Source organism: Kitasatospora sp. NPDC048662, assembly GCF_055587065.1.
Map to the genome: position 1 here is coordinate 84,047 of NZ_JBVJHA010000007.1, position 25,804 is coordinate 109,850.

The 25,804-nt window shown below is 70.6% G+C and carries 20 protein-coding genes and 3 tRNA genes; 16 read left to right on the plus strand and 7 right to left on the minus strand.

Annotated elements, in window-relative coordinates:
- The 13 genes from nadD (at position 1) to ACZ6R9_RS20720 (ending at position 16,096) form a co-directional block, all read left to right on the plus strand.
- Positions 1-666: a nicotinate-nucleotide adenylyltransferase gene (nadD, locus tag ACZ6R9_RS20660; RefSeq protein ID WP_380483347.1), complete on the plus strand. Its 666-nt coding sequence runs from the start codon at positions 1-3 to the stop codon at positions 664-666.
- A gap of 17 nt (positions 667-683) precedes the next feature.
- The gene (locus tag ACZ6R9_RS20665) at positions 684-2,918 is read left to right on the plus strand and encodes an LCP family protein (RefSeq protein ID WP_465539473.1); all 2,235 of its coding nucleotides are present in this window, start codon (positions 684-686) and stop codon (positions 2,916-2,918) included.
- Positions 2,919-3,130: 212 nt separating this feature from the next.
- Positions 3,131-3,568, plus strand: coding sequence for a ribosome silencing factor (rsfS, locus tag ACZ6R9_RS20670; RefSeq protein WP_465539475.1), 438 nt, complete (start codon positions 3,131-3,133; stop codon positions 3,566-3,568).
- An 11-nt stretch (positions 3,569-3,579) separates the two neighbouring features.
- A complete protein-coding gene (locus ACZ6R9_RS20675) occupies positions 3,580-4,212 on the plus strand; it encodes a histidine phosphatase family protein (protein ID WP_465539477.1) in 633 nt (210 codons plus the stop codon).
- A 144-nt stretch (positions 4,213-4,356) separates the two neighbouring features.
- A tRNA-Ala gene (locus tag ACZ6R9_RS20680) sits at positions 4,357-4,429 on the plus strand.
- A 38-nt stretch (positions 4,430-4,467) separates the two neighbouring features.
- Positions 4,468-4,540: transfer RNA gene (locus tag ACZ6R9_RS20685), tRNA-Ala, on the plus strand.
- Between the two features lie 179 nt (positions 4,541-4,719).
- A tRNA-Ala gene (locus ACZ6R9_RS20690) sits at positions 4,720-4,792 on the plus strand.
- 92 nt (positions 4,793-4,884) lie between these two features.
- A complete protein-coding gene (locus ACZ6R9_RS20695) occupies positions 4,885-6,177 on the plus strand; it encodes a tetratricopeptide repeat protein (protein ID WP_465539479.1) in 1,293 nt (430 codons plus the stop codon).
- Positions 6,178-6,573: 396 nt separating this feature from the next.
- Positions 6,574-9,447, plus strand: a complete 2,874-nt coding sequence (leuS, locus tag ACZ6R9_RS20700) for a leucine--tRNA ligase (protein ID WP_465539481.1) — start codon at positions 6,574-6,576, stop codon at positions 9,445-9,447.
- Positions 9,448-9,891: 444 nt separating this feature from the next.
- Positions 9,892-10,671 carry a hypothetical protein gene (locus tag ACZ6R9_RS20705; RefSeq protein ID WP_465539483.1) on the plus strand — a complete coding sequence of 260 codons (780 nt, stop codon included), beginning with the start codon at positions 9,892-9,894 and terminating at the stop codon, positions 10,669-10,671.
- Between the two features lie 117 nt (positions 10,672-10,788).
- Entirely contained in the window at positions 10,789-11,715 is a 927-nt protein-coding gene (locus tag ACZ6R9_RS20710; protein WP_380483333.1) for a DegV family protein, read from the plus strand.
- 667 nt (positions 11,716-12,382) lie between these two features.
- A complete protein-coding gene (locus tag ACZ6R9_RS20715) occupies positions 12,383-13,027 on the plus strand; it encodes a ComEA family DNA-binding protein (protein ID WP_465539485.1) in 645 nt (214 codons plus the stop codon).
- A 279-nt stretch (positions 13,028-13,306) separates the two neighbouring features.
- Positions 13,307-16,096, plus strand: coding sequence for a ComEC/Rec2 family competence protein (locus ACZ6R9_RS20720; RefSeq protein ID WP_465539487.1), 2,790 nt, complete (start codon positions 13,307-13,309; stop codon positions 16,094-16,096).
- A gap of 141 nt (positions 16,097-16,237) precedes the next feature.
- Here ACZ6R9_RS20720 and ACZ6R9_RS20725 read toward each other — a convergent pair whose 3' ends face one another.
- Positions 16,238-16,501, minus strand: a complete 264-nt coding sequence (locus tag ACZ6R9_RS20725; RefSeq protein WP_465539489.1) for a hypothetical protein — start codon at positions 16,499-16,501, stop codon at positions 16,238-16,240.
- A 127-nt stretch (positions 16,502-16,628) separates the two neighbouring features.
- Between ACZ6R9_RS20725 and holA the strand changes: the two genes are divergently transcribed.
- The gene (gene holA, locus ACZ6R9_RS20730) at positions 16,629-17,624 is read left to right on the plus strand and encodes a DNA polymerase III subunit delta (RefSeq protein WP_465539491.1); all 996 of its coding nucleotides are present in this window, start codon (positions 16,629-16,631) and stop codon (positions 17,622-17,624) included.
- A gap of 143 nt (positions 17,625-17,767) precedes the next feature.
- Here holA and ACZ6R9_RS20735 read toward each other — a convergent pair whose 3' ends face one another.
- The 3 genes from ACZ6R9_RS20735 to ACZ6R9_RS20745 form a co-directional block, all read right to left on the minus strand.
- Positions 17,768-18,592, minus strand: coding sequence for a hypothetical protein (locus tag ACZ6R9_RS20735; protein ID WP_465539493.1), 825 nt, complete (start codon positions 18,590-18,592; stop codon positions 17,768-17,770).
- 440 nt (positions 18,593-19,032) lie between these two features.
- Positions 19,033-19,296 (minus strand): 30S ribosomal protein S20, encoded by a 264-nt coding sequence (gene rpsT, locus ACZ6R9_RS20740; RefSeq protein WP_035862702.1) that lies wholly within the window; start codon positions 19,294-19,296, stop codon positions 19,033-19,035.
- A gap of 165 nt (positions 19,297-19,461) precedes the next feature.
- A complete protein-coding gene (locus ACZ6R9_RS20745) occupies positions 19,462-19,767 on the minus strand; it encodes an antibiotic biosynthesis monooxygenase family protein (protein ID WP_465539495.1) in 306 nt (101 codons plus the stop codon).
- Between the two features lie 103 nt (positions 19,768-19,870).
- Here ACZ6R9_RS20745 and lepA point away from each other — a divergent pair, with 103 nt between their 5' ends.
- Positions 19,871-21,739 carry a translation elongation factor 4 gene (lepA, locus tag ACZ6R9_RS20750; RefSeq protein WP_380483319.1) on the plus strand — a complete coding sequence of 623 codons (1,869 nt, stop codon included), beginning with the start codon at positions 19,871-19,873 and terminating at the stop codon, positions 21,737-21,739.
- A 103-nt stretch (positions 21,740-21,842) separates the two neighbouring features.
- Here the strand turns inward: lepA and ACZ6R9_RS20755 are convergent, their stop codons facing one another.
- The 3 genes from ACZ6R9_RS20755 to ACZ6R9_RS20765 all read right to left on the minus strand — a co-directional run bounded on the left by ACZ6R9_RS20755 (position 21,843) and on the right by ACZ6R9_RS20765 (position 24,621).
- The gene (locus tag ACZ6R9_RS20755) at positions 21,843-23,000 is read right to left on the minus strand and encodes an NAD(P)/FAD-dependent oxidoreductase (RefSeq protein ID WP_465539497.1); all 1,158 of its coding nucleotides are present in this window, start codon (positions 22,998-23,000) and stop codon (positions 21,843-21,845) included.
- Positions 22,997-23,899: an RNA polymerase sigma factor SigJ gene (sigJ, locus tag ACZ6R9_RS20760; protein WP_465539499.1), complete on the minus strand. Its 903-nt coding sequence runs from the start codon at positions 23,897-23,899 to the stop codon at positions 22,997-22,999. Before sigJ ends, ACZ6R9_RS20755 begins: the two co-directional genes overlap by 4 nt.
- Positions 23,900-24,072: 173 nt before the next feature.
- On the minus strand, positions 24,073-24,621 hold the full coding sequence (locus ACZ6R9_RS20765) for a MarR family winged helix-turn-helix transcriptional regulator (RefSeq protein ID WP_465539501.1): 549 nt from the start codon (positions 24,619-24,621) through the stop codon (positions 24,073-24,075).
- Between the two features lie 104 nt (positions 24,622-24,725).
- Here ACZ6R9_RS20765 and ACZ6R9_RS20770 point away from each other — a divergent pair, with 104 nt between their 5' ends.
- A complete protein-coding gene (locus ACZ6R9_RS20770; protein ID WP_465539503.1) occupies positions 24,726-25,802 on the plus strand; it encodes an EamA family transporter in 1,077 nt (358 codons plus the stop codon).
- The last annotated feature ends 2 nt before the right edge of the window (positions 25,803-25,804 follow it).

Here is a 25,804-nt window from a genome sequence, read left to right on the forward strand (position 1 = left end):
ATGAGAGAGCAGGTCGACACCCCCGGGACGGACACCGCGCCGGGCACCTCCGCGCCGGCCAGTACGCCGCGCGGGCGACGCCGGCTGGGAGTGATGGGCGGCACCTTCGACCCCATCCACCACGGGCACCTGGTCGCCGCCAGTGAGGTGGCCAGCGCCTTCCACCTGGACGAGGTGATCTTCGTCCCGACCGGGCAACCCTGGCAGAAGTCCGACCGGCAGGTCTCGCCGGCCGAGGACCGCTACCTGATGACGGTGATCGCCACCGCCGAGAACCCCCAGTTCTCGGTCAGCCGGATCGACATCGACCGCAACGGCCCCACCTACACCGTCGACACCCTCCGCGAGCTGCAGGCCCTGCACCCCGACGCCGAACTCTTCTTCATCACCGGCGCCGACGCCCTCGCCCAGATCATTTCCTGGCGCTCCTCCGAGGAACTCTTCGACCTCGCACACTTCATCGGCTGCACCAGGCCGGGCCATACTCTCTCCGACACCGGCCTGCCGGTCGGAGGCGTCTCGCTGGTAGAGGTGCCCGCCCTCGCCATCTCCTCCACCGACTGCCGGATGCGGGTCGCCAAGGGCGAACCCATCTGGTACCTGGTGCCGGACGGCGTGGTCCGTTACATCCACAAGCGGGCGCTGTACGCGTCGGCCCGGCCTTGATCCCTGGGAGGGACCGCATGACCGGAACGTCCGACGACGAGCAGTGGTACGGCCGCCAGCCCCAATCGCCCTACCAGCAGCAGCCCGGGCACTACCCCCCGCAGGGATACGAACAGCAGACGCCGCCGTATGAGCAGTCGCTGTATGAACAACAGCCTTACGAGCAGCAGGCGTTCGAGCAGGGCGGGTACGAGTCGTCCGGGTACGGGCAGGCCGGATACGGCCAGGGTGGGTACGGCCAGGGCGGATACGGCCAGGGTGGGTACGGCCAGGGCGAGTACGAGTCGTCCGGGTACGAGCAGCCCGGACAGGGGCGGTCCGGGTTCGAGCAGCAGGGGTACGAGCAGCAGACGGGCCACGGGCAGCAGCAGCCGCCGTACGGGCAGGCCGATTCCTACGGTCGGTACGACCCGCAGGGTGCGCAGCAGGTCGGGCAGCACGGGGCATACGGACAGGACCCGTACGGCGGCGACCAGTCCGGGCACGGTCAGCAGGCCGGGTACGGGCAGCAGGCCGGGTATGCGCAGCGGGGCCACGCGGCCCAGGGGTTCGAACAGCGTGGCTACGCGCAGCAGTTCGGTGGCCAGCAGGGGGCCGGGGGGACGGTCGGGGACGCCTACGGGCAGCAGGAGGCCCAGGACCTGTACTACGGACAGCAGCAGCCCGCGCAGGGGTTCTACCAGCAGCAGCCGCAGGTGCCGGGACAGACGCCGGGCGTTCAGGCGTTGGGTGCGCAGGCACCGGGTGGGCAGGTGCTCGACGGCCGGGTGACCGAGAGGCAAGGGGCCGCAGGGCAGGGGACCGCAGGGCGGGTGCCGTCGCAGGCCGGGGTGGCCGGGGCGCCGGCCGGTGCGGGGATGCCGCCCCGGGCGCGGGCGGCTGCGGCAGCGTCGGCAGCGGCGCCGGAGGCCGAGGGGCTGTCCGAGCCGTCCGAACTGGTCGGCGGACGGGCGGCTGCGGCTGCCGCCCGGGCCAAGGGCGCGGCGAACGACTCGTACACCACGGGCGAGTTCAACTTCGTCGACGAGGTGACGGAGGACTCCGAGGACGCCATCGACTGGCTGAAGTTCGCCGAGTCCCGCAGTGAAGTCCGGGCCGAGCGGCGGCGACGGCTGCGCAACCGGCTGATCGCCCTGCTGGTGGTGCTGGCGGTACTCGCGGCCGGCGCGGTGGGCTACCTGTGGTGGTCCGGCGCCTTCGACGACTCCAACGACTCGACCAAGGCGGCCGGCGGACGGTACGTCAACGTTCTGCACCTGCGTGAAGAGGGAGGCAAGGTCACCACCGCGCTGCTGGTCGACGACCAGGGCGGGCAGAAGGCGACCGTGCTGCTGCTCCCCGACACCCTCCAACTGCCCAGCAACGGCGAGACCGCCAGCGTTACCGTCGGCCAGTCCATGGACGCCATCGGTCCCTCCGCCACCCGCGACGGCCTGTCCACCGTGCTCGGCGCCAAGGTGGCCGGCACCTGGCGGCTGGACACCCCCTACCTGCAGATACTGGTCTCTCAGCTCGGCGGCATCAAGGTGGACACCAACGCCGAGGTACGCGAGAAGAACAAGCCGGACGGCAAGGTGCTCGCCGCCGCCGGCAAGGACGTTCTGCTGAGCGGCCCCGCTGCCGTCGCCTACGCCACCCTGCAGGCCCCCGGCGAAGCCCGGGAGGCCCAACTCGCCCGCTTCGGGCAGGTGATGGCGGGGGTGATCAACACGATGCCGGTCAACTTGGCGGACGCCACCGATGACGTGCACCGGATGATGTCCGTCGCCGACCCGTCGCTGCCGGAAAAGGCGCTCGCCGGCGTCCTGGTCAACCTCTCCAAGCAGGCGAAGGCCGGACACCTGACCACCACCCAGCTCACCGTCAAGCCGGACGGCACCCTGGACGACGCCACCGCAGGCAAGCAGGTGAAGGACATCCTCGGCGGCACCCTCGGCCAGGCCAAGGGCACCGGCGGCACCACCCGCGTCACCGTGGTCAACGCCTCCGGCAATGACAACGCGGCGACCGCCGCCAAGGTGATCGTCACCAACTCGGGTATGGAAGCGCTCCCGTCCACCGCGAAGGCCTCCGCGCAGGCGACCTCCGAGATCCGCTACACCGACGACGCCAAGAAGGAGGCGGCGCGCACCCTGGCAATCAGCCTGGGGCTGCCGGAGTCGGTGGTGAAGAAGGTCACCGATTCGCAGAACGCGGACCTGGTGCTGATGCTCGGCAAGGACTACCAGCCGCCGCAGCCGTCTTCGCCGTAGTGCCAGGGCAAGGCCTGGCCCCGCTGTGAGGCGCGACTGTGAGTCCTGGTTGTGCTGACCGGTCGGGCGGTTCGGTTGTGTGGTTCGGTTGTGCGGTCCGGTTGTGCGGTCCGGTTGTGCGGTCGGGGCCCCGGGGTGGAAATCACTCCGGGGCCCCGGCGCGTTCGTGAGATCCTGGGAAGGTATCCCCACAGCCGATCCGGAAGAGCATCGTGACCGTCACCGACCGAAGCCAGGAACTGATCACCGTCGCCGCGCAGGCGGCGGCCGACAAGCTGGCGCACGACATCATCGCCTTCGACGTCAGCGAGGTGCTGTCGATCACCGACGCCTTCCTGATCGCCTCCGCCGCCAACGACCGCCAGGTCCGGGCGATCGCCGAGGAGATCGAGGAGCAGCTGCGCGAGAAGCTCGACACCAAGCCGGTGCGCCGCGAGGGCGAGCGCGAGGGCCGCTGGATCCTGCTCGACTACCTGGACATCGTGGTGCACGTCCAGCACTCCGAGGAGCGCTCCTTCTACTCGCTCGACCGCCTGTGGAAGGACTGCCCCGAACTGCCGCTCCCCGAGGACGCGCTGGCGACCCGCAACCGGCCCGAGAACGCCGTCACCGACGCCGCCGGCAACGCTGTCTCCGGGGGCGACCTCTGAGCCGCTCGGGGGTGTGGCCGCGCATCGTCCTCTGGCGGCACGGCCAGACGCCCTGGAACCTCGAATCGCGGTTCCAGGGCACCACTGACGTCGACCTCACCGAACAGGGGCTGTTCCAGGCACAGCGGGCCGCCCGGCTGCTCGCTGCGCTCCGCCCCGACGTGCTGATCTCCTCCGACCTGACGCGGGCCCGGCGCACTGCTGCCGAGCTGGCCTCGCTCACTGGCCTGGAGGTGCAGCACCACGAGGGTCTCCGTGAGACCTACGCGGGGGAGTGGCAGGGGCTCACCAACTCCGAGATCCGGGCGCGGTATCCGGAGCAGTTCGAGGCCTGGGTCCGTGGCGAGCCGGTCCGGCGCGGCGGCGGCGAACTCTCCACCGAGGTGGCCGATCGGGCCGTCCCGGTGGTGCTGGACTCCGTCGGCAAGCTGCCCGAGGGCGGCACCCTGGTGGTGGTGAGCCACGGCGGCACCATCCGCACCATGATCGGCCGGCTGCTGGGCATGGATCCGCAGTTGTGGGAGCGCTTCGGCGGTCTCTCGAACTGCTGCTGGTCGGTGCTCGGGCAGGACGCACGCGGCTGGCGGCTTCAGGAGCACAACGCGGGCACGCTCCCGCAGCCGGTCATCGGCGACGAGACCTGAGGCACGACCTGAGGCGGTATCGGCGACGGGACCTGAGGGTCTCCCGACCCGGATTTCACAGTTCCGGCTCTGACCAGCTAGAGTCTTCCTCGTTCGCAGCGAGGAACGCAGACGGGAAACCGGGGGCGAGAGTCGCGGAACTGCGGGGCTATAGCTCAGTTGGTAGAGCGATTGCATGGCATGCAATAGGTCAGGAGTTCGATTCTCCTTAGCTCCACTCCGCACCGATGGTCCGTGAGTGGTCATCAGTGTTGCGGGGCTATAGCTCAGTTGGTAGAGCGATTGCATGGCATGCAATAGGTCAGGAGTTCGATTCTCCTTAGCTCCACAGCAGTTCCGCGAGGCCGCTACCCGAGACGGGTGGCGGCCTTCGGCGTTCCTGGGGCGGCCCATGGTGCGCCCGGAACGGATTAGGGCCTGGACCGTCGACCGTGTACAGTTATCGGTGTCGCCAAGGGGGACCGCAAGGAAAACCGCAGGTGACAGCAGTAGTAGCAGTAACAGCATGGGGCTATAGCTCAGTTGGTAGAGCGATTGCATGGCATGCAATAGGTCAGGAGTTCGATTCTCCTTAGCTCCACAGTAGACAGAAGGCCGTCCCGCAAGGGGCGGCCTTCGGTCGTTCCGTCGCCTCCTCTGCCGCCCGGGGCGCGGGGCGGCTACCGTCGTGCCATGGCCGATCTGGCGCGAAAACGGAACGACGAGCTCGCCCGGATACTCCACCAGCTGGGATGGAGCCCGGAGCGGCTGGCCCGCGAGGTGAACGCGGTGCTGCCGCCCAGCATGGCGATCAGTTCGACCGCGCCCTACAAGTGGCGCGACCGGGGCATGGTGCCGCGCTCGCCGCACGACCAGACCGTCTGCGAAGTCCTCGGCCGCAGTGTCGGCATCGCCGTCACGTACGAGCAGCTGTGGGGGCAGATGGGCTCCAACCGGGGCGCCAAGATGCTGTCGCCCCGACTGCTGACCGACCCGTGGACCGCCGACACCGCGCAGACCGCGCTCCGCGAGGCCGGCGCGGACGGCGCACCGGTGCGGCTCACCGACCTGTTCCGCGGCGACGAACTGGAGCAGGCGGCCCGGCACTGGGCCTCCCCGCCGCCGCCCGTCACCGGTGGCGAGGGCGCGCTGCGGATCGCCCCTGAGCAACTGGCCGACCTGCGGCTGTCCTATGAGTCCAAGCAGCGCCTGGAGCGCGCCTACGGCGGCGGACTGATCCTCGACCTGGCCAAGGCCGAACTCGCGATGGTGGGAAAGCTGCTGGAGCTCGGCAGCTACGACGAGCCGCTCGGCCGGGAGCTGTACGGGGCCGCCAGCAAGCTGGCCAGGCTGGTCGGCTGGGCGAACTACGACATGGGCAACGACGCCGCCGCGCAGCGCGCCTTCGTCGCCGCTCTGCGTGCCGCCCACGTCTCCGGCGACTCCCGGCTCGGTGTCGGCGTGGTCGGCTGCCTCGCCGTCCAGGCGACCTACAACTCCGGTGGCCGGGGCTTGGACCCGGTGGCGATGCTGTCCACCGCGCTCCGCGCCGCCGACGACGTGCTGACACCTTGTGAGCGGGCGCTGCAACTCGGCCGGATCGCCCGCGCGCACGGTCGCAAGGGCGAGCAGATCAGCGCCGAGGCGGTGGCCGAGCGGGCGTTCCGGGTGCTGGAGGGGCTGGACGGGCACGACCAGGAACGCGCCGACCTGGAAGGCATGATCGGCGAGGGCTTCCTGCTGCTCGGCGAGCACGAGCAGGCCCGCGGCCTGCTGCAGGGCGCGATCGAGACGTTCACCCCGGAACGCGCCCGGGTCAAGGCGTTGTTGATGGTGCGCCTTGCCGACTCCTACCGCCGCACTGGCGAACGCACGGAGGCCGAGCACACCGCCGACCGGGCCCGCCAACTCGCCGCCGGCATGCAGTCCGCCCGCGTGGCACGGGCCCTGCGCGAGTTCGACACCGCGATGCGTGCGGAGGCGTAGCACGAGCCCGGGCAGCCAGGGTGGTGGAGCGGGCGGCCGGACCGACGCAGCGGCTGGACGGTTCGGCGGAGCCGGGGGAGTGGGCGGGGTAGCGGGTGCGGGTGCAGGCGTTGGCACGGGTGCAGGCCCAGGCGGGAAGGCGACTTCGCTCGTGGATGGGGGAGCCGGCCGGGGCGTGATTGTGGGCGTGGTTGGGGGATTGACGCGGTGACGCGAAAGGGTGTTGAGGGGGTGCGGTACCCTGAGCCCATGCGAACTGTGCGCCTGCTTCTTAGCCGGCCGCGCTGACCAGGACCGGCTTGGGTGCCGGAGTCGGCGTGGCGTCCCCTCCTGCGGAGGGGTTTTCTGCTTTCTACGGCCTGTTCGCTGACTGATGACGATGGAGCCTGAAGGACCATGAGCGAGACGACCCCCGCTTCCGGCGCGGCCGAAGCCGCCACCGAGCCTTTCCGCTACGGCGCCGCGCTGGCCGCCGAGATCGAGTCCCGCTGGCAGGACCTGTGGGAGAAGGAAGGGACGTTCAACGCCCCCAACCCGACCGGTCCGCTGGCCGATGGGTCGGCCGTCGCCGCGAAGCCCCACAGCTTCATCATGGACATGTTCCCGTACCCGTCGGGTGCCGGCCTGCACGTCGGCCACCCGCTGGGCTACATCGCCACCGACGTGTACGCCCGCTTCCAGCGGATGAACGGGCACAACGTCCTGCACACCCTGGGCTACGACGCCTTCGGCCTGCCCGCCGAGCAGTACGCGGTGCAGCACGGCGTGCACCCGCGGGTGTCCACCGAGGACAACATCGCCAACATGCGCCGGCAGCTGCGCCGGCTGGGCCTGGGCCACGACTCTCGCCGCTCGATCTCTACGATCGACCCCGAGTACTACCGCTGGACCCAGTGGATCTTCCTGCAGATCTTCAACGCCTGGTACGACGAGGACGCCGCCAAGGCCCGGCCGATCTCCGAGCTGGTCGCTCAGTTCGAGTCCGGCGAGCGCGAGGTGCCGGGCGGTCGCGCCTGGGCCGAGCTGACCGGTGTCGAGCGTGACGAGGTGCTGGGTGAGTACCGGCTGGCCTACTCCAAGGAGGTGCCGGTGAACTGGTGCCCCGGGCTGGGCACCGTGCTGGCCAACGAGGAGGTCACCGCGGACGGCCGCTCCGAGCGCGGCAACTTCCCGGTGTTCAAGTCCAACCTGCGCCAGTGGATGATGCGGATCACCGCCTACGCGGACCGTCTGATCAGCGACCTGGACCTGCTGGACTGGCCCGAGGCGATCAAGCTGCAGCAGCGCAACTGGATCGGCCGCTCCGAGGGCGCGCGGGTGGACTTCGGTGTCGGCGGCGACACCGTCACGGTCTTCACCACCCGCCCTGACACGCTGTTCGGCGCCACGTACATGGTGCTGGCCCCCGAGCACGCCCTGGTCGACAGCATCGTCCCGGCCGAGTGGCCGACCGGTACCCGCGAGGAGTGGACCGGCGGTGCCGCGGGCCCGGCCGAGGCCGTTGCCGCGTACCGCGCAGCCGCCGCTGCCAAGTCCGACGTGGAGCGCCAGGCCGACGCCAAGGTGAAGACCGGTGTGTTCACCGGTGCGTTCGCGACCAACCCGGTCAGCGGCGAGCAGATCCCGGTGTTCATCGCCGACTACGTGCTGATGGGCTACGGCACCGGCGCGATCATGGCTGTCCCCGCGCACGACAGCCGCGACTTCGCGTTCGCGCAGGCGTTCAACCTGCCGATGCGCTGCGTCGTCCAGCCCACCGATGGCCGCGGCGAGGACCCGCACGCCTGGGACGATGCCTTCGACACCTACGACTCGGTGCTGATCAACTCCGAGCGTGACGGCCTGTCGCTGAACGGCCTGTCCGTGATCGACGCCAAGGCCCGGGTGACGGCCTGGCTGGCCGAGCAGGGCATCGGCGAAGGGACCGTCAACTTCCGTCTGCGCGACTGGCTGTTCAGCCGCCAGCGGTACTGGGGCGAGCCGTTCCCGATCGTCTACGACGAGAGCGGCGCGATGCACGCGCTGCCCGAGTCGATGCTGCCGGTCGAGGTCCCCGAGGTGGACGACTACTCGCCGCACACCTACGACCCCGACGACGCCGCGTCCTCGCCGAAGACCCCGCTGTCCCGCAACGAGGCATGGGTCAACGTCGAGCTGGACCTGGGCGACGGCGTGAAGACCTACCGCCGCGAGACCAACACCATGCCCAACTGGGCGGGTTCCTGCTGGTACGAGCTGCGCTACGTCGATCCGGTCAACTCCACCTCGGTCGTCGACCCCGCCAACGAGGCGTACTGGATGGGCCCGACGGCCGACAAGCCGGCCGGTGGCGTCGACCTGTACGTCGGCGGTGCCGAGCACGCCGTGCTGCACCTGCTGTACGCCCGCTTCTGGCACAAGGTGCTGCACGACCTGGGGCACGTCTCCTCGGTCGAGCCCTTCCACAAGCTGTTCAACCAGGGCATGATCACCGCCGACGTGTACCGCGACGCCCGTGGCTTCCCGGTTCCCGCAGCGGAGGTCGAGGAGCGCGACGGCCAGTACTACTGGCAGGGCGAGCAGGTCCGCCGCGAGGCGGGCAAGATGGGCAAGTCGCTGAAGAACGCCGTCGCCCCTGACGAGATCTCTGACGAGTACGGTGCGGACACCCTGCGCCTGTACGAGATGGCGATGGGCCCGCTGGACGTCTCCCGCCCGTGGGACACCCGTGCCGTGGTCGGCTCCTACCGCTTCCTGCAGCGGCTGTGGCGCAACATCGTCTCGGAGGTCACCGGTGAGCTGGTGGTGACGGACGAGGAGCCGGACGAGGCGACGCTGCGCGCGCTGCACAAGACGATCGACGGCATTCGGGGTGACATGGCGGGCCTGCGGTTCAACACCGCCGTGGCCAAGGCCATCGAGCTGAACAACTTCCTGGTGAAGCGCGGCTCCACCCCGCGTTCGGTCGCCGAGCAGATCGTCCTGCTGATCGCCCCGCTGGCCCCGCACATCGCCGAGGAGCTGTGGCGCCGCCTGGGCCACGAGCAGTCGCTGGCGTTCGCCGACTACCCGGTGGCCGACCCGGCCTACGTGGTCGACGAGACCGTGACCTGTGTTGTGCAGATCAAGGGCAAGGTCAAGGCCCGCCTGGAGGTCTCGCCGTCCATCTCGGACGCCGAGCTGGAGGCGCTGGCCCTGGCCGACCCCACCGTGGTCGCGGCCATCGGCGGCGCGGAGGTGCGCAAGGTCATCGCCCGCGCCCCGAAGCTGGTGAACATCGTCACCGGCTGACGCCACCTCTGCTGAAGCATCGCCAGATCGGCAGGGCCGGTCGCCCCGGATTCGGGGTGGCCGGCCCTTCGCCGTCCACGGGCACGGGAAGACCGATTCCCGGGGGATGGGGAGTAGCAGGGCGCGCCAGACGTGTGGGATGCGTCGGGTTCTTCGGGATCCTTGGGTTCCTTGAGTGCGGCGGACTGCTCGAATGTGCTGGAAGCGGTGGAAGGCCTCGAACAAGGTGGCTCCGTTCTTCGTGGGTGGTCTGACCGGGCAGTGTGTACTGGCGGTCTCCGGGTGATCGCTTGGGGGAAATCCCTGAGCTGTCCCTGATCTCCGTTCTCCAAGCGGTTGAACATCTGCTGTCTCCTGCCGGGCCGAGCTACGGTGGAGACCGGTGGACAGGGCGGGCCGCACTCGGTGGACCGCCGCCGGTCACGGGCGGAAGGTGGGCTCCCGATGGAAGCGCTCGGTGTCGTCGTAGCGCTGGTCGCGCTGCTCGGTGTGACGCTGTTGGTGATGGCAGTGGTCGGGACGGTCAAGGCGGCGAAGGCGGTGGCCGCCAAGATCGATCGGCACAGCTCCAACGCTCAGAGGGCGATGGAGAACGCCGCCCTCAGGGCGAAGAGCATGACCAAGCCTGGCGACCACGGAAAGATCGCCGGCCTCCGTCTTTCCCTGCGCACCGCGCTGGACTCGACCCGCCAGGTCCTGCAGGGCGGCCTCCCGCAGGATGGCCAGCTCAGCGACTCACTCCAGCTCCTTGCCCGGCTCGACTCGCACGCCGCCGAACTCGATGCGGAACTGCGCCTGCTGGAGCGCGAGCCGATGAGCAGCCGCGTCACCGCCAAGCTCCCCGAACTGCGTGAGCGTGCCGAACGGATCACGCACTCCGCGGACTCCCTGCGATGGGCCGCCCAGGACCGCATGCGCCGCTTCGCGGATGACGAGCTCGCCCGACTCAGCAAGGAATGCCAGGATGAGGCCGGTGCGCTGCGGCACTGGACCCCTGCCGAGCCCGCCGCCGACCGTGACTCCGAATTCGCTGCCGGCGCTGCCCCCACTGCCGGTGCCCGGGCTGCTGCTGCCTCCGCCGATCACCCCGCCGACCGCCGGAAGGGGATAGCTTCCGGTCGCCAGACCAGTGCCGAGGAGCTTCTCGGACTGGCTGCCGAGCCGCTCTCCCGCCTCGCCGACCGCCTGCGCAAGCCGAACCCGGCCGGACCTAACCACCCCTGACCCCGCGCCTGGAGGCGGTTGCTGTCCGTGCGCTGAGGGTTACCCGCTGCTGCGAAGGTCAAACCGCCACAGGACGGGCACTGTCATCCTGGCCCTGCGGAGGGTAACCTCCGCCTCATGCTCGGCCACCTCGCACTTGTCACGGATTCCACTGCGTATCTGCCCCAAGAAGCGGTGGACCGGCACCGCATCGAGGTGGTACCGCTCAGTGTCGCGGTCGGTGACGAGGTCTTCGCGGAAGGCGTCGAGATCTCCCCTAACGACGTCGCCGAGGCCCTGCGAGCCAAGCGCCGGGTGACCACTTCCCGGCCCAGTCCCGAAACGTTCACGGCTGCCTACCGGGCAGCCGCCGAGGCCGGCGCGCGGGGAGTCGTCTCCGTCCACCTGTCCGCCGAGCTTTCCGGTACGGCGGAGGCAGCCCAGCTGGCCGCCGCCACGGCACCGATCCCGGTCAGGGTGGTCGACAGTCGGCTGGTCGGCATGGCACTGGGAAGCTGTGTGCTGGCCGCTGCCGCACTGGCCGAGGCCCTCGACGCCACCCGGGCTGAGGTGGCAGCAGTTCGCTCCGACATCGAAGCGGACCGCCGCAGCACCGAAACGGACCTGGACCAGGTCGTCTCCGCTGCCGAGCGGCGGGCCGACGTCACCAGCGGATTCTTCTATGTCGACACCTTGGAGCACCTGCGGCGCGGAGGTCGGATCGGAACCGCCCAGGCGCTGGTCGGCTCGGCGCTCGCCGTAAAGCCCCTGCTCCATCTGGCAGGCGGCCGGATCGAGCCGCTGGAGAAGGTCCGCACCGCCTCCCGGGCCATCGCCCGGCTCGAGGAGATCGCCGTCGAGCACGCGGGTGCACAGCCGGTGGACATCACCGTCCATCATCTGGCCGCAGAGCAACGGGCCGAGGCGCTGGCCGAGCGGCTGCGGGAGCGGGTGCCGACGGTGAACGAGCTCTACGTCAGCGAAGTCGGCGCCGTCATCGGCGCACACGTCGGCCCCGGCCTGCTGGCCGTCGTCGTGGCACCGCTCGTCGCATCCCCGCGCTGAGCAGTACCAAACTCACTCGTCCGAGCGACGAGAGTTATCCACAGGCCCGAGTTATCCACAGGGTCGGCCCAATTTCCTGACGGCATGCCAGGCCGGTCCTACTGTCCTCGCCATGAGGACCATCACCACACCCCAAGCCCGTCGTCGCCAGACCAACGCCGCTGCCCGAGCCCGCCTCGGCCTGCTGTTCCCGCCCCTCCAGCCCTCTGACCTTCGCCCTTCCGGGCCGCCCTCCGGGCCGGCTGCCGAGTCAGTGTCCGGGGCTTCGGAGCCCACAGGGGCGGCAGAACTGAGCAGTGGCGACTCGTCAGTGCCCACGGTTCGTGTGGCGGCCAGTGCTGCTCCCGAGCCGGAGTGGGCAGTGGCACGTGCGACGACCGCTCCAGATCCGCTACGCGCACTGTCGTCGCCGCGCGTTCTGGCGCTGTACGGAGCGTCCGCGCGCTCGGCAGGCGCGGCCACTCCGAGCTTCACGGATCCGGCGGTCGGACTGCCCGGAGTTCAGCCTGGTGCGATCCCGGAGCGAGACCCGCCTGCCTCCACGTCCGGTGCCGAGTCGCTGCCGCCACCCGTTCCTGACACCCCGCTGGGCAACTGGGCCGACCTCCAGTCGGATCCGGATCCGCCACCCCAGATCGACGCACCGTCAGTTCCCGCACCGACCGCCATGTCCCACCACACCGACCACCCGCGACTACCGCTGCGGTTCCGGTTCCTCGGGGCCTTCGCCTTCGACCGCCGTGCCGTTCTCGGCCTCACCGTCCTGCTTGTCCTCGCCATCGGCTACGCCGCACAGCACTTCTGGTTGGGACGGCCGCACCCCGTCGCCGTCCCCGCCACTGCCATCGCCGAATCCACCGCCGACCGCGCAACGGAAGGAGTACCCACGCACCAACCAGTCGGACCGTCGCTGGTCGTCCACATCGCCGGCAAGGTCCAGGATCCCGGCCTACGAACCTTCCCCGCAGGTTCACGGGTCGCGGATGCCCTGGCCGCCGCAGGTGGCCCGATCCCCGGGACGGACACCAGCCTGCTCAACCTTGCCCGCCCGCTCACTGATGGAGAACAGATCCTCGTAGGTGTCGAAAACGCCCCCGGCGGTGCCCCTGCCGCTCCAGCCGGACCAGTCAGCCTCAACCACTCCAGCGCCGAACAGCTCGACTCACTGCCAGGCGTAGGGCCGGCTCTGGCCCAGCGCATTCTCCAGTACCGCCTGACACACGGCCCGTTTCAGTCCCTCGACCAACTGCGTCACGTCCCCGGCATCGGCCCCCGAAAGTACGAGGACCTCAAGCCGCTCCTGACGCTGTGACCCCTACGAACCTTCCCCTGCCTGGAGGTTGCCCATGAGCTAGCTCCCCAGTTGCTGAGCGAAGCCCCGCGTCCCCGTCCCCACCGACTGAGGAAGGCGCGGCCGCTCGCACGACGCTCTGTCCGAGCCCACCCGCTGCCTCTCTGCACCCGCCTGCCAGATATGGAGCTGCCCCTCGCCCCTCGTACAGCTCTGGTTGGTGTGGCACGGCCGTTCCGCTGCGCCATCAGCCGCCAAATCAACAAGTCGACCAACGAACACACCGAGAGGAGGTGCCCGATGCCGGCTCTGCCCCCCACTGTCCCCGACCGAACCGACTACCGGCTCCTCCTCCCGGCCATCACCGCATGGCTGGTCACCGCCGCCGTCCTCGACCTGGACACGAGACACCACCCGGCGCTGCTCCTGAGCGCCTTGATGGGCGGCGTGACTGCTATCAGCCTCCTCACCTCGAAAGGACCTCGCCGCTCGATTCACCGACTCGTGGCCGCTGTCCTGCTCACCGCAGCAGCTGCGGCGACCACCACCGTCCTCCATACCGCCGACCTGCACCGCGGCCCGCTTCCTGTCCTGGCCCATCCGACGCCGACGCCCGCCCGGGGGGAGCCGGACTCCCCGGGCGGTCCGGAGAAGCCCCCGGACGCGGACGAACAGGCCGCCCCGTCCCACTCCAAGGGCGGCCGAACTGCCAACCCGGAGGTCACCGTTGAGGCGACCATCACTGGCGACCCCAAGCAGCACGGGTCACACACCCAGGGCAGCGTCCTCTCCCAACCGACCCTCACCGTCTCCGCCCTCGTCACCCGTGTCCGCCCAGTCGCCGGTGCCGAGCAGGCAGGCGCGGTGCCCACCGTGACCAGAACACCCGTCACGCTCCTCATCCGGACTCAGGACTCGGAGCAGTGGCAGCAGCTGATTCCCTCCACCCGACTTGAGGTCCAGGCAGAGGTGCTGCCGGATCGGCAGGCGAGCCCGTCCACAGGCGGGGGCTCGGCAGCGCGACCCCGGACGGATTCGGCGGCCCTGCTCGCCCCGCAAGGACCACCCAGAATCCTTGCTCCGCCCAACCTCCCGCAACGCCTTGCCGCCCAGCTCCGCAGCGGGCTTCGCGATGCCTGCGATCACTTGTCGCCCGACGTTCGCGGACTGCTCCCCGGGCTGGTGGTGGGTGATGTGACGAGGCTTCCGGACGATCTGGCAGATGCATTCCGATCGACCGACCTCGGGCACTTGGTGGCGGTGAGCGGGGCCAACCTGGCGATCATCCTGGCAGTCCTGGTCGGGGGTGCGTCGACCGACTCGGAAATGCCCGGACGAGGCGGGCTGGCTGGGTTGCTCGGGTTCTCCTTCCGTACGACAGCATTGCTCGGAACGGGCCTGACGCTGGCGTTCGTCACCATCTGCAGACCCGACCCGAGCGTGCTCAGAGCAGCCGCCACCGGCCTGATCGGACTGTTGGCCCTCGCCACTGGCAGACCGAGACGAGGATTGCCCACACTGGCCGGCGCTGTACTGATTCTGGTTCTGGTGGACCCTTACTTGGCTCGTTCCTTCGGGTTCCTGCTCTCGGCACTTGCCACAGCAGGGCTGCTGATTCTCGGCCCGAGGTGGACGGCCGCGCTGCGCGCGCGTAGCTGGCCGCACCACCTCGCATCGGCGGTCGGAGCCACCGCGGCGGCGCAGGCCTTCTGTTCTCCCGTTACTGTCCTGCTGGCACCCCGGGTCAGTCTGGTCGGAATCCCGTGCAACCTACTGGCGGAGATCGCAGTCGCGCCGGCCACCCTGCTCGGGTTCGGCGCGCTCGCGGTGGCCCCCTTGTCGAAAGGGGCGGCGGAGTTCCTGGTGGACCTCGCCGCGCTGCCCGTCGGGTGGCTGGCCACCGTGGCCAGGCGGGGTGCCGAGCTGCCCGGTGCCGAACTCGCCTGGCCCAGTGGACTGTTCGGCTCGGCACTGTTGGTGGTGGTCATCGTCGCCTTGACCTGGGCGCTGCCGCCGCTGCTGGGCGGGCGTCGGCCAAGGCGCCGGCGACCCAGGGTGTGGCTCGTGCTCGCGATTGCCGTCGTGCTTCCGGTGGTACTGCTGCGCCCGCCCGTCGTGACGCGGCTGGCGACCGGTTGGCCCGCCGGGGGCTGGCGGCTGGCGATGTGCGACATCGGGCAGGGCGACATGACTGTCCTGCCGGTCGAGCCCGGCAGTGCGGTAGTGGTGGACGCCGGGCCAGATCCCAAGTCGGCCGACGCCTGTCTGAGGGATCTCGGGGTGACCAGGGTGCCGGTCCTGATCCTCACTCACTTCCACGCCGATCACGTCGAGGGAATTCCCGGGGTTCTGCGCGGCCGGTCCGTCGGCGCGATCGAGGTGACCACCTCGGACGAGCCCGAAGGGGAGCGGAGCAGGGTACTGCACTGGGCAGCCGACAGCCGAGTGCCGGTGCTGCGGGCCCAGCGGGGCGAGCGTCGAACGGCCGGCGCCCAACTCGCCTGGCAAGTACTGTGGCCGGCCTCGCCATTGGCCGTGGACGCGACCGGTCCCAACAACTCCAGCATCGCGATCCTCGCCACCCTCGGCCCACCCGGCGCGCCGATCCGGGTAGCCCTGCTGGGTGACCTGGAACCCCCAGCCCAAGCGGCCCTGCTCGCCCTCGGCCTGCCGCCAGCGGTCCGACCGGCCGAGCGGGCTCCACCCCTTCCTACGGGGACGGCGTCAGCAGCGGTGCGCGGTATGGGCCAAGTGTCCGACGGCCAAGCGGAGACGGTGAGCGGAAGCGGCTCGGTCGGGAGCTACGGCGGCGCTGGTCCTCCGGGGCTGGGCCAGGTGGACGTTCTGAAAGTGGCGCACCACGGATCGGCATACCAGGACTGGGCGTTGATGGCCGGGCTCCGTCCGAGGCTGGCCCTGATCTCCTGCGGTACCGGCAACCCGTACGGGCATCCGGCGCCGCAGACGGTGGCGGGGCTCAGAGCGCTGGGGGCGACGGTGGTCCGCACCGACCGGGTGGGGGACATCGCGGTGCTGGGGGACGCGAGCTCCCTGGCAGTGGCATCCCACCAGCGCGCTGCTCACGGCTGATGCCGGGCGCCTCGGCCTGCCGATGGCGGCGGCAGCTCGAACCGGCGAGCCGAGCAGTGCAGACACAGCGCCCGTCCGAGCGGGTGGGGTCACCTCGCTCGGGCGGGTACCAAGACGGGCCCAGCGGGTCGGGGCGGTGGGTCAGTCCTGCTCGCGCCACCCGTCCTGCTCGGCGACGAGCCGGTCGAGTTCGGTCAGCAGCTGCGGCGTCCAGCCCTCGTCCTCGGGGGCCTCGACGACCACGATCCACTGGGCGTCCTCGGCATCGTCCTCCCCGGCGAGGGAGTCCCGGACCACCTCCACGTCGCCCAGGTCGGGCCAGCGCGCACTCAACTCCTCGGCAATCTCATCCGCAGCGTCGCGGTCAGAAAGGACGAGCAATTGACGGTCATTGTTCTTGATCACGCCATCATTCTCCCCAGCCCCGTAGGCGGGACGGCGGCGGCCCCGCCCCAGGTTCCGTTCCGGGTGTCCGGCCTGACGGGACGTGCCGGGGCAAGCCTGTCGGCACGGCGTGCGATCCTGGTAGGCGATGGCCAGGAAGAGTGCACCCGACGACCTGCTCGCCCCGCTGACCGTTGCGGTCGGCCAGGAGGAGCTGCTGCTGGACCGTGCGGTCGCCGAAGTGGTGGCGGCGGCGAAAGCGGCGGATCCGGAGACGGATGTGCGCGATCTCGCGCCGGGAGCGCTGCAGGCCGGGCAGTTGGCCGAACTCACCACGCCCTCGCTCTTCGCGGAGCGGAAGGTGATCGTGGTCCGGGCGGCGCAGGACCTCGCGGCCGACGCGGTCAAGGAGGTCAAGGCGTACCTGGAGGCTCCGGCCGAAGAAGTGATCATGGTGCTGGTGCACGCGGGCGGCGCCAAGGGCAAAGGCCTGCTGGACGCGGCGAAGAAAGCGGGCGCACGGGAGGTCCTGTGCGCCAAGCTCACCAAGGCGAGCGAGAAGCTGGCGTTCATCCGCAACGAGTTCCGCACCCTGGGGCGGGCCGCCAGCCCGGAGGCGTGCCAGGCGCTGCTCGACTCGCTGGGCAGCGACCTGCGCGAACTGTCGGCCGCGTGCAGCCAGTTGACGGCGGACATCGAGGGCCCGATCGACGAGATCGCGGTCGCGAAGTACTACAGCGGCCGGGCCGAGGCGACGGGCTTCGAGGTGGCCGACCTCGCCGTCACCGGCCGGGCCGCCGAAGCGCTGGAGCGGCTGCGTTGGGCGCTGGCTGTCGGCCAGCCACCCACGGGTATCACCTACGCGCTCGCCTCCGGGGTGCGCAGCATCGGCCGGCTTGCCACCGCCGGCCGGAACCTGCGCCCCGGCGACTTGGCCCGCGAGCTGGGTATGCCGCCGTGGAAGGTGGACCGGGTCCGCCAGCAGATGCGCGGCTGGACGGGCGACGGCGTGGCCGCCGCTCTTACTGCCGTCGCCGAGGCCGACGCTGCCGTCAAGGGTGGCTCCGACGACCCCGCGTACGCCCTGGAGCGCGCCGTGGTTGCCGTGGCCCGCGCCTCCCGGGCCGGCTCCCGCCCGTACTGAGCCACGCCCGTCTTGTGCCGCGCCCGGCAACGCTCCTGGCGGGCTCGCCGAATCGGGTCGAGCGGCTCCCCGAACCGGTCGAACGGATCGTCGAGGTGGGTCAGGCAGCTCCCTGAACCGGTCAGGCGGATCGCCGGAGTGGGTCAGGCGGGTCCGCCGAGAGTGCGCAGGAGTTCGCGGGTGTCGGACAGGAGCGCGGTGCGGATCTGCTCGCGGTCGGGGGCGGCGGTCTTGCCGTCCTGGTAGGAGGCGGACCAGCTGGTGTAGCAGGTCATGCCGCCCCGGCGGACGTACACGACTTGGGTGAGGTAGTGCTGGCCCGGGTTGCTGCGGTCGGGATCGTCGAGGTAGCCGATGTAGGCCGCGTCGCCGAGGCCGGGTACCGGGCTGATCTGGTAGCGGCGTTGGGCCAGTCCCTCGCGCTGTGCGTCGAACTCCGGGCGCGGGTCCACCTCGTGGTGGAGCTGCACCTGCAGGTAGAGGGTGTAGTAGTCCTGGTCGCCGCCGACCTTCTTGCGGTACTGGCTGCAGTACATCTCGTCCAGCGCCCGGTGGTGCGTTGTGTAGTGGTAGGGGGTGCCCGACGGGGCCGGGTAGAGCTGGCTGAAGGTGGTCAGGCGGGCGGTGGTGCACAGGTTGTCGACCATCCGGTAGCCGGCCACATTCGGGGTGTGCGGCGTCGAATCGCCGTTGACCAGGGAGGGGACGGTCAGGATGGTGGCCGCCCATACCGCCGAGGCGACCAGGGCGCCGCCGATGCCCCACCGCAGTCCGTGCCTCGGACGGCTGGGGCTCGGCCGGTCCGTGCCCGTTCCGTTCGGGCGGCCGCCGCCAGTGGAGGGCCCGTCGGGGCCGATGGTGGTGACCGTGCCGGCTCTGACGCCTGTTGTCGGTGAGGTGCGGGGGCTGCGCGAGAAGCTGCTGGTGGAGCTGTGGCCCTGGAGCGGATGCGGCGGCGGAGTCGGCATCGTTCCCCCGAGTAGTTGGTCACGCACGGGCAGTGTCAGGCACCCACGCACCCTACCTCGCCGCATCGTTCGCGCCGATCCCCTTTCTGCGCACGGTGGTTGAACACCACGGCTGGCGGTGGTCGACCATCATGTCCGCCGGGCGAACAGAGTCCGACGGGGCCCGGAAACGCGAACTGCCCGTCCGGTGGGGACCGGGCGGGCAGTCGGGGGAAGCTCCCTGAGGGGAGACTCCCGTGGTTCATCAGGTACCGCACCCGCGTGGCGAACGCAGGCCGCGTGCGGTACGGGTTGTACAGCTCGTCGGAAATCCGGGTAGAGGGCCGGATTCCCGGGAGTGGACGGTCGGCGGTGGCGGGTAGAGGGCCGCGGATTCACGCCGTCCGAGGTGGTGCCGGAGCACCGGGTCGTACGGCCGGGCCGTACGGGAAGAACCAGGATCAGGCAGCGACGTTGACGCGCTTGGTGATCGCCGACTTCTTGTTGGCGGCCTGGTTCTTGTGGATGATGCCCTTGCTGACGGCCTTGTCGAGGGCCTTGGAGGCGGCGCGAGCCAGCTCGACGGCCTTCTCGTTCTCACCGGCGGCAGCGGCCTCGCGGGCCTTGCGCAGAGCGGTCTTCAGCGAGGACTTGACGGCCTTGTTGCGCAGGCGCGCCTTCTCGTTGGTCTTGTTGCGCTTGATCTGGGACTTGATGTTCGCCACGAAAGAGCCTCAGTCTGTGTGAATCGGCAGTTCAACGGGTCGCACTGCCCGCCGCCGGTACCAGCCGAGAGGGCATGCCGAGGGCGGAGTGCAGCCGCCCACGCTACCAGGGCCGCCCCGCGCCGCCCAAACCGGACCGGGGGCGCGATCGCGACCGGCGCCCCGTCAGCCGCTGATCAGCGGCTCGCTGTAGTGCTCGACCGCGGGGAACGGGTCGTAATAGTGGTGGAGCAGTTCGCACCAGCGCCCGTACTCGGGGGAGCGGCGGAAGCCCTCGGTGTGGTCCTCCAGGGTCTCCCACCCGACCTGCAACAGGAAGCGCGAGGTGCGGCCGTCGTCCAGGCAGCGGCGCAGTTCGAGGGAGCGGAAACCCCGCTGGGCGGCGATCAGCGGGCGGGCCTCGGCGAAGGCGGCGAGGAAGCCGTCCTCCTGGCCGGGGCGGACATCGAGCAGGGCGCTTTCCAAGATCATGCGGAGATCGTGCCGCATGCCAGCACGGGCGGAAAGACCGGTCGGCCCTCGGGCATGGGAGGATGGGCGGAACCATATTGATCGGATCAGAAATCGGACCAAGGTGCCCGCGACCCCCAGCAACGTGCCAGAGCCCAGCCGTACTGACCCGGCGGTGATTCGCAACTTCTGCATCATCGCCCACATCGACCACGGCAAGTCGACGCTCGCCGACCGGATGCTGCAGATCACCGGCGTGGTGGACCCCCGGCAGATGCGCGCCCAGTACCTCGACCGGATGGACATCGAGCGCGAGCGCGGCATCACCATCAAGTCGCAGGCCGTCCGCCTTCCGTGGGCGCCGCGGACCGGTGAGAACGCGGGCAAGACGCACATCCTCAACATGATCGACACCCCCGGCCACGTGGACTTCACGTACGAGGTGTCCCGCTCCCTCGCGGCCTGCGAGGGAACCATCCTGGTGGTCGACGCGGCCCAGGGCATCGAGGCGCAGACCCTCGCCAACCTGTACCTGGCGCTGGAGAACGACCTCACGATCATCCCGGTGCTCAACAAGATCGACCTGCCGGCCGCCCAGCCCGAGAAGTACGCGGCCGAGATCGCGCACATCATCGGCTGCGACCCGGACGACGTGTTGAAGGTCTCCGCGAAGACCGGCCTCGGCGTCGAGGACCTGCTCGACCACGTGGTCGAGAAGATCCCCGCCCCGGTCGGCATCAAGGAGGCCCCGGCCCGCGCGATGATCTTCGACTCGGTGTACGACGCCTATCGCGGCGTGGTCACCTACGTGCGAGTGGTCGACGGCCAGCTCACCAAGCGTGAGCGGATCGCCATGATGTCCACCGGCGCGACCCACGAGCTGCTGGAGATCGGCGTCATCTCGCCGGAGCCGAAGGTCGCCGACGGCCTCGGCGTCGGCGAGGTGGGCTACATCATCACCGGTGTGAAGGACGTCCGGCAGTCCAAGGTCGGTGACACCATCACCTCGCAGAACAAGGGCGCCACCGAGCCGCTCGGCGGCTACAAGGACCCGCGCCCGATGGTGTTCTCCGGCCTGTACCCGCTGGACGGTTCGGACTACCCGCTGCTCCGCGACGCCCTCGACAAGCTGCGCCTGAACGATGCCGCACTGGTCTACGAGCCGGAGACCTCGGTCGCCCTCGGCTTCGGCTACCGCTGTGGCTTCCTCGGCCTGCTGCACCTGGAGATCATCCGGGAGCGCCTGGAGCGCGAGTTCAACCTCGACCTGATCTCCACCGCCCCGAACGTGATCTACCGGGTGATCATGGAGGATGGCACCGAGCACACCGTCACCAACCCGAGCGAGTTCCCCACCGGCAAGATCGCCGAGGTGTACGAGCCGGTCGTGCGCGGCACCATCCTGGCGCCCAACGAGTTCGTTGGCGCGATCATGGAGCTCTGCCAGTCCCGCCGCGGCAACCTGCAGGGCATGGACTACCTCTCCGAGGACCGGGTGGAGCTGCGCTACACCCTGCCGCTGGCCGAAATCGTCTTCGACTTCTTCGACCAGCTGAAGTCCAAGACCCGCGGTTACGCCTCGCTGGACTACGAGCCCATCGGCGAGCAGTCCGCCAACCTGGTCAAGGTCGACATCCTGCTGCACGGCGACGCGGTGGACGCGTTCTCCGCGATCGTGCACAAGGACAAGGCCTACAACTACGGCGTGATGATGGCCGGCAAGCTGCAGAAGCTGATCCCGCGCCAGCAGTTCGAGGTGCCGATCCAGGCCGCGATCGGTTCCCGGGTGATCGCCCGTGAGACGGTCCGCGCGATCCGCAAGGACGTTCTCGCCAAGTGCTACGGCGGTGACATCTCGCGTAAGCGCAAGCTGCTGGAGAAGCAGAAGGAAGGCAAGAAGCGGATGAAGATGGTCGGCCGGGTGGAGGTCCCGCAGGAGGCCTTCATCGCCGCGCTGTCGACGGACGCGGAGCCGCCGAAGGAGAAGAAGTAGCTCCCACGGTCGGCCCGACGGGCCGGGGTCCCCGCACGGGGGCCCCGGCCCGTTGCCGTTCCGGACGGCGAACCGGCAGCACTCTCGGTGGGCCGGCGGCCGGTCAGCGCAGCGACAGCGGTAGCGCGTGGACGATCGCCGACTTGACCAGCCGACCGGCCGCGCCGGTCACCACCCGGGGCTTCATCGAGTCGTCGCCGTGGATCAGCTGCACCAGCGCCTCGCCGCGACCCAGGCTCAGGCACTGGGTGAGGTAGCGGAACGCGAACGGCTTGTCGGTGCGTCCGCTGAGCAGCTTGCCCAGGTAGCGGCCCTGCGGCTGGGCGGTGGCGCAACCCATCCGCAGCTGTCCGATGCCGGGCACCGTGGTGGCGGCGGCGTCCCCGGCCACGTACACGTCGGGGTGCGACACCGAGCGCAGGTGGTCGTCCACCACGGCCTGACCGCGTTCGGTGACGGCCAGACCGGAGTCGGCGGCCAGCGGGTGCGGCTCCAGCGAGCCGGCCCACACCACCACGTCGGCGGGGATCGGGCCGGCCGGCGTCTGCAGCCCGGTGGCGGTGACGGCGGTGACCTGGCGCGCCTCGTCCACCTGGACCCGGAGCCGGTGGAGCACCGCCAGGATGTGCGCCCGCCCGCGTGCCGACAGCCAGCCGCCGACCGGGCCGGACGCGACCAGCCGGACCTGCCAGGACGGGTGGGCCTCGGCGAGTTCGGTGGCCAGTTCGATGCCGGTCGCGCCACCGCCGACCACCGCGATCGTTCCGGGCGCCGGTGCGTCGGTGATCCGGCGGTGCAGTTCCTCGGCCTGCTCCGCCGAGTACGCGTGCTCCGCGGCGCCGGGCACGTCGCTCCAGGCGACCTGGCTGCCGAGTGCGTACACCAGGGTGTCGTACGGGATCCGCTTGCCGTCTTCGGTGACCACCTTCCGTCCGGCCAGGTCGAGTTCGACGACCCGGGTGGGCAGGTGGTCGACCTTGCGGCCGCGCAGTACGTGGGCGATGTCGGGCCGGGAGACCCGGCGGCCGACGGCGATCTCGTGCTGGCGCACCCGGTGGGCAAAGCGCCGCTCCGGGGCGATCAGGGTGACCCGGTTCGGCCCGCGGCCGATCCCGGCGGCGGCAGACAGCCCCGCGTAGCCCGCGCCGATCACCACGATGTGCTTGCCGGTCATCTCGTCCTCCTTCACGAACCCCGCCAGCTGGCGGATACGGAAGGGGGACGGGACGGCCTGCGGGAGTGTGACCGTGAGCTGCGTCACGCCTTCCCGAGGTGGGTGAGCTTCTCGGGGTTCACCATCACGTACGCGGAGGTGATCCGGCCGTCCGCGACGGTGAACGCGAGCACGCCGCCGATCACGCCCGGCCCGGAGTACCAGACCGCGCCCAGCTCGCCGTTGACCAGCATCGGCACCAGCGGGCGCTCCACATCCACCGAGCGCTCGGCGAGCTTGCGCACCAGCCGGCCCACGTGGAGCGCGCCGAGCAGCGGACGGCGGCCCGCGCTGACGATGCCGCCGCCGTCGGCGTGCCAGACCACCTCGGGGTCGAGCACCTCCATCAGCGTCATCAGGTCGCCACCGGTCGCCGCGGCGATGAACGCCGTCACCACCTGGCGGTGCTCGGCCGGGTCAATCGTGCTGCGGCGGCCGCCGTCCCGGACCCGGCGGCGGGCCCGCGAGGCGAGCTGCCGGGTGGCCTCGGGGGAGCGGTCCAGCGCCGAGGCGATCTCCTCGAAACCCACCGCGAACACGTCGTGCAGCACGAACGCCGCCCGCTCGGCCGGAGTCAGCTGCTCCATCACCGCCAGCATCGCCACCGACACCGCCTCACCGACCTCGGCCAGCTCGGCGGGGGACTCCGCGGTGCTCAGCAACGGCTCCGGCAGCCACTCGCCGAAGTACGCCTCCCGGCGGGCCCGGGCCGAACCCAGCTGGTCGTAGCAGAGCCTGGTCACCACCGTGGTCAGGTAGGCGCGCGGCTCGGAGATGTCCGACCGGTCGGCCGACTGCCAGCGCAGCCAGGCCTCCTGCAGCACGTCCTCGGCATCGGCGACCGAGCCCAGCAGGCGGTATGCCACCGCGCCAAGGTAGCGGCGCTCGGCCTGGAAGGCGTCCACGGGGCCGGAGGGTGCGGTGTCCACGGCGGTCGGATCGGGCATCCGCCAACCGTAGCGCGCCGAACGGTCTGAGCGGCGGGTGGTGCTGAGCTGGCGTCAGGCGCGACGGCTGTGCGGGTGTCGGGCGGGACGGCTGCCCGAGCGCCGGGCGCGACGGTTGCGCGGTGTCGGGTGGCACGGCCGCGCGGGTGTTCGGCCCGGCGGCGGTGCAGGCGTCAGAAGCGGGCCGCTGCGGGGTGCGGGGTGGTCTCCACGCTGTGCAGTAGATCCCGGAGCAGCGTGTTCAGCTCGGACAGTCGCTGCTCGCCCAGCCGGTCGATGATCCGCTGCTGGACGGCGGTGCCCGCCGCCACCGCCCGGTCGACCGTCTCGCGGCCGAAGTCGGTGAGGGTGATTCGCAGGCCGCGGCGGTCGTTCGGGTCGGGGGAGCGGGTGACCAGACCGGCCCGCTCCAGCTTGTCCAGCCGGCCGGTCATGCCGCCGGTGGTGAGCATCAAAGTGGCGGTCAGCTCGCGTGGCGACAGCGAGAACGGCTCCCCGGCGCGGCGCAGCGTGGCCAGGACGTCGAACTCGCCGAGGCCGATGCCGAACGGCGCGTAGGCCTGCTCCATCAGGTCGCTGACCGCGCGGGAGACCCGGTGCACGCGGCCGAACGCGGCCATCGCCTCCGTACGGTCGGCGAGGTCCGGGCGCTCGTGCCGCCACTGGTCGGCGATCGCGTCCACAGGGTCGTGCGCAGTGCTGCGAAGGTCAACTCGGTCCATTTCGCCAGTGTGGCACAGGGTCGCTCGGGAGTGAGCGGGTGAGAGCCGAGATTTCTTTCGTTAATTGACTCGACAGCAAGTAGCTTGGCGCTAAGCTATCTCCCATGCGAACCGTAGCTCTCACCGCGCTCGCCCCGCTCGCGTGGGGCTCCACCTATGCCGTGACGACCCAACTGCTCCCCGCAGACCGGCCGTTGCTCACCGCGACTCTGCGTGCCCTGCCCGCCGGCCTGGTGCTGCTGGCCGTCACCCGACGACTGCCCAGCGGCTCCTGGTGGTGGCGCTCGGCCGTGCTGGGCGCGCTCAACATCGGCGTCTTCTTCGCCCTGCTCTTCGTCGCCGCCTACCGTCTGCCCGGCGGCGTGGCCGCCGTCCTCGGCGCGATACAGCCGCTACTGGCCGCCGGGCTGGCCGTGCCCCTGCTGGGGGAGCGGTTCGGGCGGCGGGCCCTGCTGGCCGGCACCGTCGGTGTGTTTGGCGTGGCCCTGGTGGTGCTGCGCGCCACCGCCCGGCTGGACGCCATCGGCGTGCTGGCCGGACTCGCCGGGGCCGGGGCGATGGCCGCCGGCACGGTGCTCACCAAGCGCTGGGGGCGTCCCGAGGGGGTCGGCCCACTCGCGCTGACGGGCTGGCAGCTCGCCGCGGGCGGTCTGCTGCTGCTCCCGGTGGCTGCCCTGGTCGAGGGTGCCCCGCCCGCGCTCAGTGGCAGCAACCTGCTCGGGTACGGCTACCTCGCGGTGGCCAACACCGCGCTGGCGTACTGGGTCTGGTTCCGCGGCATCGGCCGCCTGCCCGCCACCTCGGTCGCCTTCCTGGGCCTGCTCAGCCCGGTGTCGGCGGCAGTGATCGGCTGGGCCGCCCTCGGCCAGTCCCTCAACGCGGTGCAGCTGCTGGGCATGGCCCTCGCCCTGAGCTCCACCCTGCTCGGCCAGCGCCCGGTCGGCCGACCCGCCACCGCCGTGGTCGCCGCCTCCACCGTTGACCCGGCCGCTCCGACCGCTACCGTCCCGATCGCCCCGACCACCAGGACTGCCGCGACCACCCCGATCGCCGCGACCGTCCCGGCCCCAGCCGCCCCCGCCCCCGCTCTCGCCCTCGCCGCGATACGCGAGGGGGAGGCCCGCAGTGCGGACCTCCCCCGGGGTGGCGGACCGGTCGAGCCGGTCCGGGCAGCGGGCTGACG

Bases quoted from the DNA above. Each gene is read 5' to 3' on its own strand.
- nadD (WP_380483347.1), top strand. From the start codon at position 1: ATGAGAGAGCAGGTCGACACCCCCGGGACGGACACCGCGCCGGGCACC.
- ACZ6R9_RS20665 (WP_465539473.1), top strand. From the start codon at position 684: ATGACCGGAACGTCCGACGACGAGCAGTGGTACGGCCGCCAGCCCCAA.
- ACZ6R9_RS20695 (WP_465539479.1), top strand. From the start codon at position 4,885: ATGGCCGATCTGGCGCGAAAACGGAACGACGAGCTCGCCCGGATACTC.
- leuS (WP_465539481.1), top strand. From the start codon at position 6,574: ATGAGCGAGACGACCCCCGCTTCCGGCGCGGCCGAAGCCGCCACCGAG.
- ACZ6R9_RS20705 (WP_465539483.1), top strand. From the start codon at position 9,892: ATGGAAGCGCTCGGTGTCGTCGTAGCGCTGGTCGCGCTGCTCGGTGTG.
- ACZ6R9_RS20710 (WP_380483333.1), top strand. From the start codon at position 10,789: ATGCTCGGCCACCTCGCACTTGTCACGGATTCCACTGCGTATCTGCCC.
- ACZ6R9_RS20715 (WP_465539485.1), top strand. From the start codon at position 12,383: ATGTCCCACCACACCGACCACCCGCGACTACCGCTGCGGTTCCGGTTC.
- ACZ6R9_RS20720 (WP_465539487.1), top strand. From the start codon at position 13,307: ATGCCGGCTCTGCCCCCCACTGTCCCCGACCGAACCGACTACCGGCTC.
- holA (WP_465539491.1), top strand. From the start codon at position 16,629: ATGGCCAGGAAGAGTGCACCCGACGACCTGCTCGCCCCGCTGACCGTT.
- ACZ6R9_RS20735 (WP_465539493.1), bottom strand. From the start codon at position 18,592: ATGCCGACTCCGCCGCCGCATCCGCTCCAGGGCCACAGCTCCACCAGC.
- ACZ6R9_RS20745 (WP_465539495.1), bottom strand. From the start codon at position 19,767: ATGATCTTGGAAAGCGCCCTGCTCGATGTCCGCCCCGGCCAGGAGGAC.
- sigJ (WP_465539499.1), bottom strand. From the start codon at position 23,899: ATGCCCGATCCGACCGCCGTGGACACCGCACCCTCCGGCCCCGTGGAC.
- ACZ6R9_RS20765 (WP_465539501.1), bottom strand. From the start codon at position 24,621: ATGGACCGAGTTGACCTTCGCAGCACTGCGCACGACCCTGTGGACGCG.
- ACZ6R9_RS20770 (WP_465539503.1), top strand. From the start codon at position 24,726: ATGCGAACCGTAGCTCTCACCGCGCTCGCCCCGCTCGCGTGGGGCTCC.